Below are 15322 nucleotides of genomic sequence, written 5' to 3' on the forward strand. Positions count from 1 at the left end.
GAGAACACCTGTGGGAAACGGGTTCGGAGCGACGGGCGGAGATGCGGAGTGCGGGCATGAGCCAGCCGGGGATTGAGCTGGAACTGCCGCCGCCGCTGCCCGAGGGCGGGTTGCGGATCATGCCGTTGGGCGGCCTCGGCGCCATCGGACGGAACATGACCGTCTTCGAGTACGACGGCAAGCTGCTGATCGTCGACTGCGGGGTGCTCTTCCCCGACGTCGAGCAGCCCGGTGTCGACCTGATCCTGCCGGACTTCGCGCCGATCCTGGACCGGCTCGCCGACGTACAGGCGATCGTGCTGACGCACGGGCACGAGGACCACATCGGCGCCGTGCCGTACCTGCTCGCCCACAAGCCGGACATCCCGCTTGTCGGTTCGCAGTTCACCCTGGCCCTGGTCGAGGCGAAGCTGGCCGAGCGGCGGATCGAGCCGTACACCTTGACGGTGCGGGAGGGCGGCCGGGAGCGGCTCGGCCCGTTCGAGTGCGAGTTCTTCGCGGTCAACCACTCGATCCCGGACGCGCTCGCGGTGGCGATCCGGACCCCGGCCGGGCTGGTGCTGCACACCGGTGACTTCAAGATGGACCAGCTTCCGCTGGACGGCCGGATCACCGACCTGGCCGGCTTCGCCCGGCTCGGCGCGGAAGGCGTCGACCTGCTCCTCTCCGACTCGACGAACGCCGAGATCCCCGGCTTCGTCAGCTCGGAGCGGGAGATCGGTCCGGTACTCGACTCGATCTTCGCCAAGGCGCGCGGCCGGATCATCGTGGCCTCGTTCGCCTCGCACGTGCACCGGGTGCAGCAGGTGCTGGACTCCGCCGCCGAGCACGGCCGGAAGGTCGCCTTCATCGGCCGGTCCATGGTCCGCAACATGGGCATCGCCCGCGACCTCGGGTTGCTGCGGATCGAACCCGGCCTGGTCGTCGGGCTGGACGAGGCGGCCGCGCTGCCGCCGGACCAGATCGTGCTGATGTCCACCGGTTCGCAGGGCGAGCCGATGAGCGCGCTGGGCCGGATGGCCACCGGCGACCACCGGCACATCACTGTCGCCCCTGGTGACACGGTGGTGCTGGCCAGTTCGCTGGTGCCGGGGAACGAGACCTCGGTCTACCGGGTGATCAACCAGCTCAGCCGGGCCGGCGCCACCGTGATCCACAAGGACGTGGCGAAGGTGCACGTCTCCGGACACGCCCCCGCCGGTGAACTCCTCTACCTGCTCAACGTGGTCCGGCCGAGCAACCTGATGCCGGTACACGGCGAGTGGCGGCACCTGCGCGCGCACGCCCGGCTCGGCATCGAGTCCGGAGTCGCCACCGACCGGGTGGTGCTCTGCGAGGATGGCGACGTCGTGGACCTGGTCGAGGGGCACGCCCGGGTCGTCGGTCACCTCAGAAGCCGGTACGTCTACGTCGACGGTCTCGCTGTCGGTGACGTCGGCGAGTCGCTCCTCACCGAGCGGCGGATCCTCGGCGACGGTGGCTTCATCTCGGCGACCGTGGTGGTCGACTCGGTCACCGGCAAGGTGGTCGGCGGTCCCACCGTCTCCGCCAAAGGCTTCTCGGACGACCCGGACGCGTTCAACCCGGTCATTCCGTTGATCACCGAGGCGCTCGGTCGGGCGGCCACCGAGGGGATCACCGATCCACACCAGTTGCAGCAGATCGTCCGGCGTACCGTCGGCCGCTGGGTGAACGACGCGTACCGGCGCCGCCCGATGATCGTCCCGACCGTGGTCGAGGTCTGACCACTCCGCCTTCAGGTGTTAGGAAGGGCCCCCTCTACAACGAAAAGCGATAAGAAGGGGCCCTTCCTTCTACGTATCCGGGGCGTTGGTGGTTCAGGTGAACCGCTGTGAGATTGCCCATCACCGATCCGTTCATCGCCGGCCGATCGCCGGCCGTACCTTCTCGCGGGCTGCCCGATGGTGAAGGAGGCGATCGATGGATCGCGGACGCGCGACGCGGAGCCGGCGAGGCACGGTCAGTCGGCGGAGTACGGCACAGCGGCGGGGAATCGCGATCGGCGTGACGGTGGCCACCGTCGCCGGGCTGGCGGCGGTGACCTGGCCGGCGCTGGCCGGTGAGGACCCGCCGCGATCGGAACCCGCCCCCGCCGGGCCGTCCCGCCAGATCGTCGACGCGCTGCGCCGGGACCTGTCGCTGACCGAGGCGCAGGCGCGCGCCCGGCTGGACCGGGAGCGGTGGGCCCGGGGTACGACGCAGCGGCTGCGTACCGAACTCGGCACCGGGTACGCCGGCACCTGGCTCGCCGCCGACGGCGACCGGCTGATGGTGGCGGTGACCGACGAGGCGGCTGCCGCCCGGGTCCGTGCCGCCGGAGCCGAACCGAAACTGGTCACCCGGAACGCCCGGCAACTCGACACGGTCAAGGCAGGTCTGGACCGGATCGCCGACCAGGCCACCCCGGACGTCGCCGGCTGGTACGTCGACGTGTCGAACAACCGGGTGGTGGTGCGTGCCCAGCCCGGTACCGAGGCCGCCGTGCGGCGGTTCGTCCAGGGCAGTGGCGCCCCGGCGGGCGCTGTCGAGGTGGTCGCCTCGGCGGAGGCGCCGGTGCCGCTGATCGACGTACGCGGCGGTGACAGGTACCTGATCGACGACCGGGCGGCCTGTTCGATCGGCTTCTCCGTCGTCGGCGGGTTCGTCACCGCCGGGCACTGTGGAGCGGTGGGCGCCACCACCAGCAGTCCGGACGGGGTTGTCCAGGGCGTCGTGTCGGCCTCCTCGTTCCCGGGCGACGACTGGGGCGTGGTGGAGACGAACGACGACTGGGTCCCGCAACCGGTGGTGAACGACTTCGACGGCGGCACGATCGCGGTGGCCGGCGGTGCGGAGGCGCCGGTGGGCAGCTCGATCTGCCGGTTCGGTGCCACCACCGGCGCCCGCTGTGGGGTCGTCGAGGCGCGCAACGCCACAGTCGTCTACCCGGAGGGCACGGTCACCGGGCTGACCCGGACGAACGTCTGCGCCGAGCCGGGGGACTCCGGCGGCTCCTGGATGTCCGGCGACCAGGCCCAGGGGGTCACCTCGGGAGGTTCCGGCGACTGCACCGTGGGCGGCATCACCTTCTTCCAGCCGCTTGCCGAGATCCTGCAGGTGAACCAGCTCACCCTGGTCACCACCGCGAACGCCCCGGCCGACCCGCCGGCCGCCACGGAACCGCCGGCCGCCACCGAACCGCCGGCAGCCACCGAACCCCCGGCCGCGACCGAGCCGCCGCCCGCCGCGACGGAACCGCCTGCCGCGACCGAGCCGCCGAGCCCGCCGCCGGCGGAGTGCGCCGGGCACAAGGTGCGCAAGTCCGCCACCCTCGGGGCCGGGCGTCGCCAGGTGCAGCCCGCCGGCCGCTACTTCCGGGCCGGGCACGGTCGGCAGGTCGGCTGCCTGGACGGGCCCGCCAGGGCCAACTTCGACCTGGTACTCCAGAAGTGGAGCCGGGGCGGCTGGCGTACCGTCGCCGTCTCCGCCGGGCCTACCGCTGACGAACAGATCTCCTACAGCGGCAGCGCCGGCTTCTACCGCTACCGGGTGGAGTCCCGGCGTGGCTCCGGCGACTACACCCTCGGCTTTTCGGTGCGATGAGGGACGAAACAGCCGATCCGGGCTGAGACAGCCGGGCGCTCCGCCGAGTCGAGAGCGCCGGCCGGCGGGCTGAGTATCCGTACCCGGTCCGCCGGCCGCCCGGTTGGGTAGCCTTTGCCCGGGAGGCGGCAATGGGTTATCAGTTGTTGATCGTTTTCGTCCTGACCTTGCACTTCGGCTTCCTGGCCTACCTGGTGCTCGGCGGGTTCCTGGCCTGGCGCTGGCCGAAAACGGTCTGGTTGCATTTCGGTGCCGCCGCGTGGGGCGTGCTGGTGATCGCCGCCCAACTGGTCTGCCCGCTGACCTACCTCGAACACTGGGCCCGGCGCCAGGCCGGTGAAACAGACGTCGGGCGCGGCTTCATCGACCGCTACATCGAGGGTGTCTTCTATCCCGAGCGGTACGCCCTGCTCGCCCAGGCACTTGTCGCGGTGCTGGTCCTGGCCTCCTGGCTCGGCCTCTTCCACCGGCTCGGCCTGTCCGAGCGGCTCGGCCTGTCCGGCGGCGGACGGGTCGGGGCGGTGCGTTCAGCGCGGCCGCGAAGGCGGCTCCGCTGACCAGGGCCGCGTCGACGGGTACGGCGAGCTGACCGGCGGCTCCGGCCCGGGGTCGGTCGTCTGCTCCGGCTCGGCCGGCGGCTCCGGCGGTAGGGGCAGCTGGCCGGGCAGCGGGCGTTCGGCCAGCCAGGAGGCGAGCCGGCCGGACTGGTGGCTCGTGCCGTTGCGGGCGTCGAACCGGCCCGCCAGGTCCTCGGCGGTGGCGGTGAGTTCGGCGCCGAGCGCGGCGACGGTCAGCTCGGCGGCGTGCCGCCCGGCGTACCCGGGGCGGTGGATCGGGTGGCGTGCGAAGCCGGCCGGGGCGGCCAGCCGGCAGAGCAGCGCACCGGCGGTGGCGAACTCCAGCGCCGACGCCTCGTCGTAGGGGCGGTCCAGCCCGGGCAGGTGCCGGGCGAGGATCTCCAGGCCGCGCTCGGGGTGACCGGCCAGCGCACAGAACCGCAGGTGGTCGGCGAGGAACGGAAACCCGGCCCGCTCCCACCGGTGCCGCCGGTAGGCGCGTACGTGTGCCTCGGCGGCCTCGGCGTACCGCCCGAGTCGCAGGTACGCCAACTGGATGGTGCCGAGGGCCCGCTCCGGCTGGTCGGGGCAGTGCAGCGTGCCGGCGAGTACCGGCTCGACCAGTTCGACCGCCTCGGTCCACCGTCCCCAGCCGACGAGCAGCCTCGCCTGGTCGGCCGGCTCGCAGGCGGCACAGCCGCTCCACTCGTCGGAGGGCGTCGCCCGCCACCGGGCCAGCCAGCGTCGGGCGGTCGACTCGGCTCCGAGGTGGTCGGCGATCCGGCAGCGCAGCGCGTACGCCGGCCGCCGGCTCCGCCCGGCCGCCCCGAGCCGGCGTTCCAACTCGTCGAGGGCGGACCCGACCCGGGCCAGCCCGGCCCGGGAGGTGCCGCAGAACGCGGCCACCGCCCGCCGGTGGTGGTCGGGCAGTCGTGCGCTGTCGGCGGCGTCGACCGTCCGGGGCGCCCGGTCGACGAGGTCGAGACACCACAGCACCGGCGAGAGCATCCGCCACGGTTCGATCCGCTGGTACGCCTCGATCAGGGCGAACCGGGCCGCGAAGCCGAGCCGTTCGTCCCGACCCGCGTCGGCGTACGCGACGATCCGGTCCAGTTCCGCGACCTTGGCGATGTCGTCCGGCCGGTCCCTGGCGTCGGCCAGCGCGGCGAGCAGTTCGTCGCGGGTCACGCGGTCGCCGGGCGGGGGCGGGGCGAGTGCGCGTTCATCGGCGGGGTCTCGCTTTCCATGGATCCGGAACGGCTGCCACGCGATCCGCGACGGCCGCCGGTCAGTTTACTCAGCGTCGCAGCTCCGCTACGGCGGCGCACATCCGCCGGTCGTCGAGATGCCGAAGTCGAGCGGTAGCTGGTCAGACACGACGCGCAAAAGCGGGGAATCCTCAGCGCGCGCGGCTAACGTGTGAACTTATGGCGGGCCGTGCCTCCTCTCAGGCGAACCGGCGCCGGAGTGGGTCGACGACCCGTTCCGGCGGTAGTCGCGCGGGCAACAGCCGGACGCGGCAGCCGGCCCGGGGCCGGGCGGCGGCGGCACGCCGGCCCGCCCGGACCAGTCCGGCGGTGTACGTAGGCCGGGCGATCGGCGCGACCTGGATGGGGCTGGCGCACGGCGTCGGCTGGGCCATGCGGGCGGCCGGCAGGCAGGCGGCGACCGCCCGCGACCTCGATCCGGAACATCGCCGCGACGGTGCCGGCCTGCTCCTGCTCGGCCTGGCGATCCTCAGCGCCGTGGCGGTCTGGTTCTCCTCGGCCGGGCCGCTGGGCGGTCGACTCGCCGACACCATCCGGCTCTTCTTCGGCGCGATCTCGATCGTGCTGCCGATCCTGCTGCTGATCGGGTCGGTCCGGCTGATGCGGACGCCGACCGAGCCGGAGCACCGGGGCCGGGGGCTGGTCGGCTGGACCGCGCTGATCGTCGGCACAGCCGCGCTGCTGCACATCGGACAGCAGCCGGCGGACAACAGGGAGCGGGACTACGCCGGTGGCCTGATCGGGGCCGGGGTCGGCGGTCCGCTGGAGAGCGCGGTCAGCGGGTGGGTCGCCGTACCGCTGCTGGTGCTGTTGCTCCTCTTCGGCCTGCTCGTGGTGACGGCGACACCGATCAACAAGGTGCCGGAGCGGCTCGGGCTGCTGGCCGGCGCGGTGCTGGGCCGGCCGGAGTCCGAGGAGGAGTCCGGGTCCGCCCCGGCGCGCGGCACCGAGGGTCGACGGCCGCGCCGCCGCCCGTCGCCGCTGCCGCAGCCGGGTGACGAGGACGAGCCCGGCTACGAGATCGACACCCCGGTGCACGAGGACGTGCCGCTGCCGCGCAAGGCGAAGGGCAAGGTACCGGCCGCCCGGAAGACGCCGGAGCCGCCGGAGCACTCACCGGCACCGACCCGGGCCGAGCAGTTGGCGATCACCGGGCTGGCCGGCGACTACACGCTGCCACCGGCCAACCTGCTGCGCCCCGGCGGTGCGCCGAAGACCCGCAGCCGGGCCAACGACGAGGTGATCGCCGCGCTGACCGGCGTCTTCGACCAGTTCGACGTGGACGCGGCGGTGACCGGCTTCACCAGGGGCCCGACCGTCACCCGGTACGAGGTCGAACTCGGGCACGGCGTGAAGGTCGAGCGGATCACCCAGCTCTCCCGCAACATCGCGTACGCGGTCAAGTCCCCGGACGTGCGGATCCTCAGCCCGATCCCGGGCAAGAGCGCGGTCGGGGTGGAGATCCCGAACAGTGACCGGGAGGACGTGGCGCTCGGCGACGTGCTCCGGTCCCGGGCGGCGGCGAGTGACCACCACCCGATGCTCGTGGCGCTCGGCAAGGACATCGAGGGCGGCTTCGTGGTGGCCAACCTCGCCAAGATGCCGCACATCCTCATCGCCGGTGCGACCGGTGCCGGCAAGTCGAGCTGCCTGAACAGCCTGCTCGTCTCCATCCTGACCCGGGCCACCCCGGACGAGGTGCGGCTGCTGCTGATCGACCCGAAGCGGGTCGAGATGACGAACTACGAGGGGATCCCGCACCTGGTCACCCCGATCGTGACCAACCCGAAGAAGGCGGCGGACTCGCTGGACTGGGTGGTCCGCGAGATGGACATGCGCTACGACGACCTGGCCGCCGCCGGGGTACGCCACATCGACGACTACAACCGCAAGGTACGCGCCGGCCAGATCAAGCCGCCGCCGGGCAGCGAGCGGGAGATCCGGCCGTACCCGTACCTGCTGGTGATCGTCGACGAGTTGGCCGACCTGATGATGGTGGCGCCACGGGACGTGGAGGACTCGGTGGTCCGGATCACCCAGCTCGCCCGGGCCGCCGGCATCCACCTGGTACTGGCCACCCAGCGCCCCTCGGTCGACGTGGTGACCGGTCTGATCAAGGCGAACGTGCCGTCCCGGCTCGCCTTCGCCACCTCGTCGCTGGCCGACTCCCGGGTCATCCTCGACCAGCCGGGCGCGGAGAAGCTGATCGGCCGGGGCGACGGTCTCTTCCTGCCGATGGGCGCCTCCAAGCCGGTACGCATCCAGGGCGCCTGGGTCACCGAAAACGAGATCAACGACATCGTCAAGTTCTGCAAGGACCAGCGGGAGCCGGAGTTCCGCCCCGACGTGCTCACCCCGGCGCAGGACACCAAGAAGAAGGTCGACGAGGACATCGGCGACGACCTCGACCTGCTGGTGCAGGCGATCGAGCTGGTGGTCACCTCGCAGTTCGGCTCGACCTCGATGCTCCAGCGCAAGCTGCGGGTCGGCTTCGCCAAGGCGGGCCGGCTGATGGACCTGATGGAGACCCGGGGGATTGTCGGGCCGTCCGAGGGCTCCAAGGCCCGGGACGTGCTGGTCAAGCCGGACGAGCTGGAGGAGGCGCTGGCGGCGCTGCGGCCGGACGAGTGACGGGGCGCGGACACGCCGGCTCCCGCTCCGGGCCACCCGCCGGGCACCGGCGGTTGACCTGAACCACGGTTGACGTATCAGAATCGGTTGATGACCCACTTCATCACCGACGCCGAGGTGGCGGCCCGGCTGGACGCCGCGACGGCGGTACGGGCGATCCGGGACGCGCTGCTGGCGGCGTACCGGGGCCGGCTCGTCGCCCCGCCCCGGGTGGCCGCACCGCTGGCCGGCGGTCGGCTGGTCCTCACCGCCGGACAGCTCGTCGACGAGTGGTACGGCTTCCGCTCCTACGACACGTTCGGGCGGGCCGAGGGCGAGCAGGTGGTGGCCCTGCACGAGGCGGCGACCGGGCGGGTCCGGGCGGTCGCGGTCGGTTCGGAGATCGGCTCCCGGCGTACCGGGGCGGTCGGCGGGGTGGCGGTGCAGGTGCTGGCCCGGCCGGACGCGGCCACGCTCGGGGTGGTCGGTGCGGGTGGCCAGGCGTGGGCGCAGGTCTGGGCCGTCGCGGCGGTACGACGGCTGCGCGAGGTGAGCGTCTTCTGCCGTACCCCGGCCGGGCGGGAGAAGTTCGCCGCCCGGGTCCGGGCCGAACTCGGCATCCCGGCGAGGGCGGTGGAGACCGCCCCGGAGGCGGTACGCGATCGCGACGTGGTGGTGCTCGCCACCACCAGCCCGACTCCGGTGATCTCGGTCGCCGACCTGAGCCCCGGCAGTCACCTCAACACCGTCGGCCACAAGCAGGTGGGCCGCTCGGAGTTCGGCACCGACCTGCTGGACCGGGCGGATCTGCTGGTCACCGACTCGCTGGACCAGGCCGGGGCGTACGACCCGCCGATGCTCGGCACCGTCGGTGCGTACGCCGGGCGGTTCCGGGCGCTGGGTGCGGTGCTGGCCGGCGAGCAGCCCGGCCGGACCTCGTCGGACCAGGTGACGGTCTTCTGCTCGGTCGGGCTGGCCGGCAGCGAGGCGTTCCTGCTCGACCGGCTGACCCGGCCGGAGGTCGAGCCGGCCGGCCCGACGCCGCCAGGCCGGGGGGACGCGCCGGGGTGACGGGTCGGGGCGACCGCGCCGGGGTGACGCGTCCGGCGCCGGGCAGCCGCCGTGCCGGGGCGGTGCGGCCCTCCCGGTAGGCTCGGATGGTGTCTGCCGCTTCCTCTTCCTCCTCTACCGCCGGCCGTCGGGTCGCGCTGCTCACCCTCGGCTGTGCCCGTAACGAGGTCGACTCGGAGGAGTTGGCCGCCCGGCTGCACGCCGACGGCTGGCAGGTGACCACCGACGGCGAGGGCGCCGACGTGGTGCTGGTCAACACCTGCGGCTTCGTGGAGAAGGCCAAGCAGGACTCGATCCAGACGCTGCTGGCCGCCGCCGACACCGGGGCCAAGGTCGTGGCGGCCGGCTGCATGGCCGAGCGGTACGGGCGGGAACTCGCCGACGGCATGCCCGAGGCCGGCGCGGTGCTCAGCTTCGACGACTATCCCGACATCTCGGACCGGCTCGACGACGTGCTGGCCGGCAAGCAGTTGCCCGCGCACACTCCCCGGGACCGCCGCGAGCTGCTGCCACTGACCCCGGTGGCCCGGCAGGGCGGCACGGTCGTGCTCCCCGGGCACGGCGGAAGCACCGCCCGCCCGGCCGGTGGCACCCTGGTGACCGACGCGCACACCCCGGCGCACCTGCGCCAGGTGCTGCGGCACCGGCTCGACTCCGGCCCGGTCGCCTCGCTGAAGCTGGCCAGCGGCTGCGACCGGCGCTGCGCCTTCTGCGCCATCCCCACCTTCCGGGGTGCCTTCGTCTCGCGTACCCCTGACGAGCTGCTCGCCGAGGCGGAGTGGCTGGCCCGCTCGGGCGTACGCGAACTGGTGCTGGTCAGCGAGAACTCCACCTCGTACGGCAAGGATCTCGGCGATCCCCGGCTGCTGGAGAAGCTGCTGCCGCAGCTCGCCGCCGTCGACGGCATCGTCCGGGTCCGGGCCAGCTATCTCCAGCCGGCGGAGACCCGTCCCGGGCTGGTCGAGGTGATCGCCACCACCCCGGGGGTGGCGCCCTACTTCGACCTCTCGTTCCAGCACTCCAGCGAGGCGGTGTTGCGCCGGATGCGCCGGTTCGGCTCGACCGACCGGTTCCTCGAACTGCTCGACTCGGTGCGCCAGTTCGCCCCCGAGGCCGGCGCCCGGAGCAACGTGATCGTCGGCTTCCCCGGCGAGACCCGGGCGGACGTGGCGGAGCTGGAGCGCTTCCTCACCGCCGCCCGGTTGGACGCGATAGGCGTCTTCGACTACAGCGACGAGGACGGCACCGAGGCCGCCGGCCTGTCGGGCAAGGTCTCGGCGGCAACTGTGAAGCGGCGGTACGACAGGCTCTCGGCGCTCGCCGACGAACTCTGCTCGCAGCGTGCCGAGGAGCGGCTCGGCTCGGTCGTCGAGGTGCTCGTCGACTCGGTGGACGACGGCGTGGTGGAGGGCCGGGCGGCCCACCAGGCGCCGGAGGTGGACGGCTCGACCACCCTGGTCGCCCCGGTCGGCGGCGAGGTCGACCTGGCCGCGTTACGCCCGGGCGACCTGGTCCGGGCCAGGGTCACCGGGACCGAGGGTGTGGACCTGGTGGCCGTACCGGAGGAGATGGTGTCGGCGGCGCCACGTGGGGCGGGGTGACCGGGGTGGCGACGACGGGCACGCCGGGGGCCTACCAGCGCTGCGCCGATCTCGGCGGCGGGACGCCCTCGTGACCGAGGCGGCGGATTCGGTACCGGCCGCGACGGGTGCCCCGGTGCCGGCCGGCGCGGTCGGATCCGGGGTGGGCGCGAACGCCGAGCCGGGCCGGGCGGCGACCGTGGAGCCGGCGCGCGCCGGCCGGGTCGGTCCGGTACCGGTGGTCAACGCGGCGAACGGCCTCACCGCGCTCCGGCTGGCCCTGGTACCCGTCTTCGTCGCTCTGGTGGTCAGCTCCGCGATGGTGCACTCCGGCTGGCGGGTGGCGGCCTGCCTGACCTTCGCGGTCGCCTCGGCGACGGATCTCGTCGACGGCTGGATCGCCCGGCGCTGGGCGCTGGTGACCTCGTTCGGCAAGGTGGCCGACCCGATCGCCGACAAGGCGTTGACCGGCACCGCCTTGGTCCTATTGTCGTGGTATGACCGAATTCCCTGGTGGATCACCCTGCTCATCCTGGTCCGGGAGTTCGGCATCACGCTGATGCGCTTCTGGGTGATCAGGTACGGCGTCATCGCGGCCAGCCGGGGAGGCAAGGTCAAGACCGCCGTCCAGATCCTGGCCATCGTCTGGTACCTCTGGCCGGTGCCGGAGAGCGTGGCCTGGGTCGGGCCGTGGATCCTCGGCGTCGCCGTGGTGGTGACAGTGGTGACCGGGCTCGACTACGTGGTCCGGGCACTGCGGCTGCGCCGCCCGGCACCCTGAATCGTCGCCCGCGCCCACGGGCAGGGCGGGCACAGATCGGCGGGCGACCCGGAGCGCCTCGCCGCCAGACCGGAGGAGGATCGGATGGACGACCCCGCGCGGGCGGCGGACAACGGGGCCGCGGCGGTCGTGCACGCGCTCGTCGACCGGGGCGCCACCCTGGCCGTGGTGGAGTCGCTCACCGGTGGCCTGCTGGCCGCGACGATCGTCGACATCGCCGGGGTCAGCGGCGTGTTCCGGGGCGGCCTGGTGGCGTACGCGACCGAGTTGAAGTCGTCGCTGGTGGGCGTACCGGCCAAACTGCTTGACGAGCGCGGCCCGGTCGACCCGGACGTGGCGGTGGCGCTGGCCGAGGGCGGCCGGGAGCGTTGCGAGGCGGACTGGTGCCTCGCCACCACCGGTGTCGCCGGCCCCGAGCCGCAGGACGGCAAGCCGGTCGGCCTCGTCTACGTGGCGGCGGCCGGACCGACCGGCACCGACGTACGCCGACTCGACCTCGACGGCAACCGGCTGCGGATCCGGATCGCCGCCGTGAGTGGTGCCCTGCACCTGCTCGCCGAGCGCCTGCACGCCGAGGCCGAGGACGGTTCGACCAAAAACGCCGAGGACGGTTCGACCGAAAAGGCCGGGGACGGCACGACCGCCGAGGACGGTACGACGACCGACCGCACGTCCTGACTTTCCGCCATCCGTGAACCCGACGGCGCAGCACGGGCAGCTCGCCGGTCGACGGGTGATCGGGGCGGGACCGGCCGCCACCAGCAACGATCCCCCCGGCTACCCGGGCACCGCCCCCGTGGACGGCTCGGTGGCGGCCGGCGACGGGAAGATCGGACTGGCGGGGCGGGATGTCGTCGGCGGCCGTACCGGGTACGGTTGCGGGAAGGCTCGGACAGTCGACGTCGCGGTCAACCGCCACCTCGCGGCCGGATCCGTGCCGCATCGCGGCCGGATCGACGCCGCCGAGACACGGCGAGGCAGGTGTCGCCGCATCGCGGCGAGGTGGGGATGACGGCGCCGGTCCGACGTCCGGGAGGGTCTGAGCCCGCGACACTGGAGGTGCGATGGTCCTGCTACGCCGGGTGATCGGTGACGCCCTACGGGCCCGTCGGCAGGGGCAGCACCGAACCCTGCGCGAGGTCTCCTCCGCCGCCAACGTCAGCCTGGGCTATCTCTCCGAGATCGAGCGCGGTCAGAAGGAAGCGTCGAGCGAACTGCTCGCCGCCATCTGCGACGCGCTCGGCGCCCGCCTCTCCGAACTGCTCCGCGACGTCAGCGACACCGTCGAGGTGGCCGAGGGGCTGCCCGGCGTGCTGGTGCCGGTCCAGGAGAGCCCGGTCTCCGGGCGGAACGGGGCGGGGCGCCGGGAGACCGGTGGACCGGCCGAGGAGGCCGGCCGGGCCGCGACGACGTACCAGAACCCGGTTGGACAGCCCGGTGCGGCCGAGCCGGCCCGCCAGCCGGTCAGCGCCGAGCCGGTACACCAGTCAGGCACCGCCGAGCCGGCCCGGCAGGCCGCTGCGGCCGAGCCGGCCCGTACCGAGCCCGCCGCACAGTCGGCGCTGGTCGAGGCGTCCCTGGTCGGGCCGGCACTGGCCGACCGGGCGCTGCGTACCCTCACCGAGGGTGGCGTGCACCAGCTCGGTACCGAGCCGGTACGGCAGATCACGACCGACGGGGCCGTTTCGGTGACGGTACGGCAGGAATCGCCCCTCAAGGCGACCCTGCGGACCACCCGCCGGATCCGCCCGACCACCGATTCGGAGCGGGACGTCGTCTGCGTCGGCTGATTCCACAGCGGTTCCGCGTCCTGCCGGCTCGCCACCGCCGGTGCCCCGGGTCGCGTCTGCTCCGGCGGCGGTCGAGCCGGCCACGCTTCCGTGGCTCCGGCTGACCCGGCCGTCAGGAGCCCAGCGCCGATGAAGTGTGGCTCGTCGGGGGCTTACCGCGTTACGGTGGGCCCCTGGCGGCATATCCGGTGGATATCCCCCTGAGGTCGTACGCCGGGGTGGCGCGATCCTGGGACGATGGAGATCCTGTCGCGCGGGCGCCTTTCCTGGGCCGGCGGCACGGCCACCGGACTGATGACACTGAGGGGATACCGGGAGATGGCGAACCCGTTCGTCAAGGGCTGGCGCTACATGATGGCGCTGTTCGGCGCGAAGATCGATGAGCATGCCGATCCCAAGGTGCAGATCCAGCAGGCTATCGAGGAGGCGCAGCGCCAGCACCAGGCGCTCGTCCAGCAGGCCGCGGCGGTGATCGGCAACCAGCGTCAGCTCGAGATGCGGCTGTCCCGGCAGATGTCCGAGGTCGAGCGGTTGCAGGGGATGGCCCGCCAGGCACTGGTGCTCGCCGACCGGGCCAGGGCCGCCGCTGACGAGACCGAGGCGACGAAATACGAGCAGAGCGCGCAGACCATCGCCACCCAGCTGGTCGCCGCCGAGCAGTCGACCGAGGATCTCAAGAGCCTGCACGACCAGGCGATCGGTGCCGCCGCCCAGGCGCGTCGGGCGGTCGAGAACAACTCGATGATCCTCCAGCAGAAGCTCGCCGAGCGGGCCAAGCTGCTCAGCCAGCTCGAGCAGGCCAAGATGCAGGAGAGCGTGGCCAAGTCGCTGGAGTCGATGTCCGCGCTCGCCGCACCGGGCAACACCCCGTCGCTGGACGAGGTGCGGGACCGGATCGAGCGGCGCTACGCCAACGCGATGGGCCGGGCCGAGCTGGCCGGCAACTCCGTCGAGGGCCGGATGCTGGAGATCCAGAAGTCCACCCTCGACCTGGCCGGCGCGTCCCGGCTGGAACAGATCAGGTCCAGCATGGCCGGCGAGCAGTTGGCCGGCGGTGCCGCCAATCCGGCGGTCGAGCCGGCGGCTCCGGCCGCCGACCCGGCCGGGGTGGCCCGGCTGGACGAGATCCGGGCGAGCCTGGGCCGGGACAAGCAGGCCGGCGGCGGCAGCGCCGCTGGCTGATCCGGCGAACGCGGAGCAACGCCGGCTCCGGCCGGCGACCATAGGGGAGCGGAGCTGCCGGTCGGACCGGCGGGGGGAGTGAGGTCGAGATGGCGGATCTGCGAACCCGTCACCTGCGCCGGCTGCGGAGCCTGCGCCGGTCGGTGCGGCGGTGGAGCGTGCTGGCCGGCGGCCTCGGCGGCGCGGCGGCGGTCCTCACCCCCTACCAGGGGCTGGGGCTGCCGGACGCGGCCTGGGCGGCGGCGGCCGGCGGTTCGGTGATGCTCGCGGTGTGGCGCTGGGCGGACCTGCGTGAGCTGGCCGCGCAGCCGGTGCCGCCACCCCCCGAGCCGGTGAACGGCGAACAGGTCCGCGCCCGGCTGGTCGCCGCGGTCGAGCGGCTTCCCGCCGGGCGTCAGGCCCTCACCGAGGTACGCCGGCAGCGCGCCCGGATCGCCCTGCGCGGCTCCCTGGCGGCGCAGCCGTGGGCCCGGCTGGATCGGGCCGCCACCACGATGGCCGGGCTCGCCGGTCGGCTCACCGGGCCCGCCGGTCCGGCCGTGCTGGAGGCGGCGGTGGCGGAGCAGTCTCTCCGGGACCTGGCCGAGCGGGTGGCCAGTGTGGACCGGGCGGTGGGGGTCGCGCCCCCCGACACCCGGCCGGAACTCGATGCCGCGCGGCGGCACCTGGCGGCGCAGCTCGACGACGGGGTCGGCGCGTACGAGCGGCTGGTCGCGGCGGCGGCGGGCTTCGTGGCCGAGGAGGGGCACGAATACCCCGACAACTCCTCGGTGACCCGGCTCACCGAGGCGACCGACCTGCTCCGGGGCGTGGCCGGTGGCCTGGCGGACCTGCGCTCCCGTACCGGCCCGACGCAGGCGATGTCCTAGCGCCGGGCCGG

At 73.4% G+C, this 15322-nt stretch carries 12 protein-coding genes; 11 read left to right on the forward strand and 1 reads right to left on the reverse strand.

Going from position 1 to position 15322, the window contains the following annotated elements:
• Positions 1 to 56 precede the first annotated feature (56 nt).
• From CLT71_RS32210 to CLT71_RS32220, 3 genes are all read left to right on the forward strand, one after another.
• Positions 57 to 1745: a ribonuclease J gene (locus CLT71_RS32210; RefSeq protein WP_101370418.1), complete on the forward strand. Its 1689-nt coding sequence runs from the start codon at positions 57 to 59 to the stop codon at positions 1743 to 1745.
• A 196-nt stretch (positions 1746 to 1941) separates the two neighbouring features.
• A complete protein-coding gene (locus CLT71_RS32215; protein ID WP_101370419.1) occupies positions 1942 to 3603 on the forward strand; it encodes an alpha-lytic protease prodomain-containing protein in 1662 nt (553 codons plus the stop codon).
• Between the two features lie 131 nt (positions 3604 to 3734).
• The gene (locus CLT71_RS32220) at positions 3735 to 4160 is read left to right on the forward strand and encodes a DUF2784 domain-containing protein (protein WP_101370420.1); all 426 of its coding nucleotides are present in this window, start codon (positions 3735 to 3737) and stop codon (positions 4158 to 4160) included.
• On the opposite strand, the gene CLT71_RS32225 is transcribed toward CLT71_RS32220, so the two are convergent.
• Positions 4131 to 5348 carry a hypothetical protein gene (locus tag CLT71_RS32225; RefSeq protein ID WP_101370421.1) on the reverse strand — a complete coding sequence of 406 codons (1218 nt, stop codon included), beginning with the start codon at positions 5346 to 5348 and terminating at the stop codon, positions 4131 to 4133. The genes CLT71_RS32220 and CLT71_RS32225 overlap by 30 nt on opposite strands.
• Positions 5349 to 5587: 239 nt before the next feature.
• On the opposite strand from CLT71_RS32225, the gene CLT71_RS32230 reads away from it, so the two are divergent.
• The 8 genes from CLT71_RS32230 (at position 5588) to pspM (ending at position 15311) form a co-directional block, all read left to right on the forward strand.
• Positions 5588 to 8059: an FtsK/SpoIIIE family DNA translocase gene (locus CLT71_RS32230; RefSeq protein WP_101370422.1), complete on the forward strand. Its 2472-nt coding sequence runs from the start codon at positions 5588 to 5590 to the stop codon at positions 8057 to 8059.
• A gap of 90 nt (positions 8060 to 8149) precedes the next feature.
• Positions 8150 to 9109 (forward strand): Rossmann-fold NAD(P)-binding domain-containing protein, encoded by a 960-nt coding sequence (locus tag CLT71_RS32235; RefSeq protein ID WP_101370423.1) that lies wholly within the window; start codon positions 8150 to 8152, stop codon positions 9107 to 9109.
• 86 nt (positions 9110 to 9195) lie between these two features.
• The gene (gene rimO / locus CLT71_RS32240; RefSeq protein WP_101370424.1) at positions 9196 to 10710 is read left to right on the forward strand and encodes a 30S ribosomal protein S12 methylthiotransferase RimO; all 1515 of its coding nucleotides are present in this window, start codon (positions 9196 to 9198) and stop codon (positions 10708 to 10710) included.
• A 178-nt stretch (positions 10711 to 10888) separates the two neighbouring features.
• Entirely contained in the window at positions 10889 to 11470 is a 582-nt protein-coding gene (pgsA, locus tag CLT71_RS32245; protein ID WP_486483741.1) for a CDP-diacylglycerol--glycerol-3-phosphate 3-phosphatidyltransferase, read from the forward strand.
• An 84-nt stretch (positions 11471 to 11554) separates the two neighbouring features.
• Positions 11555 to 12148 (forward strand): CinA family protein, encoded by a 594-nt coding sequence (locus tag CLT71_RS32250; RefSeq protein WP_101370425.1) that lies wholly within the window; start codon positions 11555 to 11557, stop codon positions 12146 to 12148.
• Between the two features lie 386 nt (positions 12149 to 12534).
• The gene (locus CLT71_RS38355; RefSeq protein WP_486483573.1) at positions 12535 to 13260 is read left to right on the forward strand and encodes a helix-turn-helix domain-containing protein; all 726 of its coding nucleotides are present in this window, start codon (positions 12535 to 12537) and stop codon (positions 13258 to 13260) included.
• A 318-nt stretch (positions 13261 to 13578) separates the two neighbouring features.
• Positions 13579 to 14442, forward strand: a complete 864-nt coding sequence (locus CLT71_RS32270; protein ID WP_101371975.1) for a PspA/IM30 family protein — start codon at positions 13579 to 13581, stop codon at positions 14440 to 14442.
• A gap of 89 nt (positions 14443 to 14531) precedes the next feature.
• The gene (pspM, locus tag CLT71_RS32275) at positions 14532 to 15311 is read left to right on the forward strand and encodes a phage shock envelope stress response protein PspM (RefSeq protein WP_101370427.1); all 780 of its coding nucleotides are present in this window, start codon (positions 14532 to 14534) and stop codon (positions 15309 to 15311) included.
• Positions 15312 to 15322 lie beyond the last annotated feature (11 nt).

The sequence above is a fragment of the Plantactinospora sp. CNZ320 genome, from assembly GCF_002846275.1.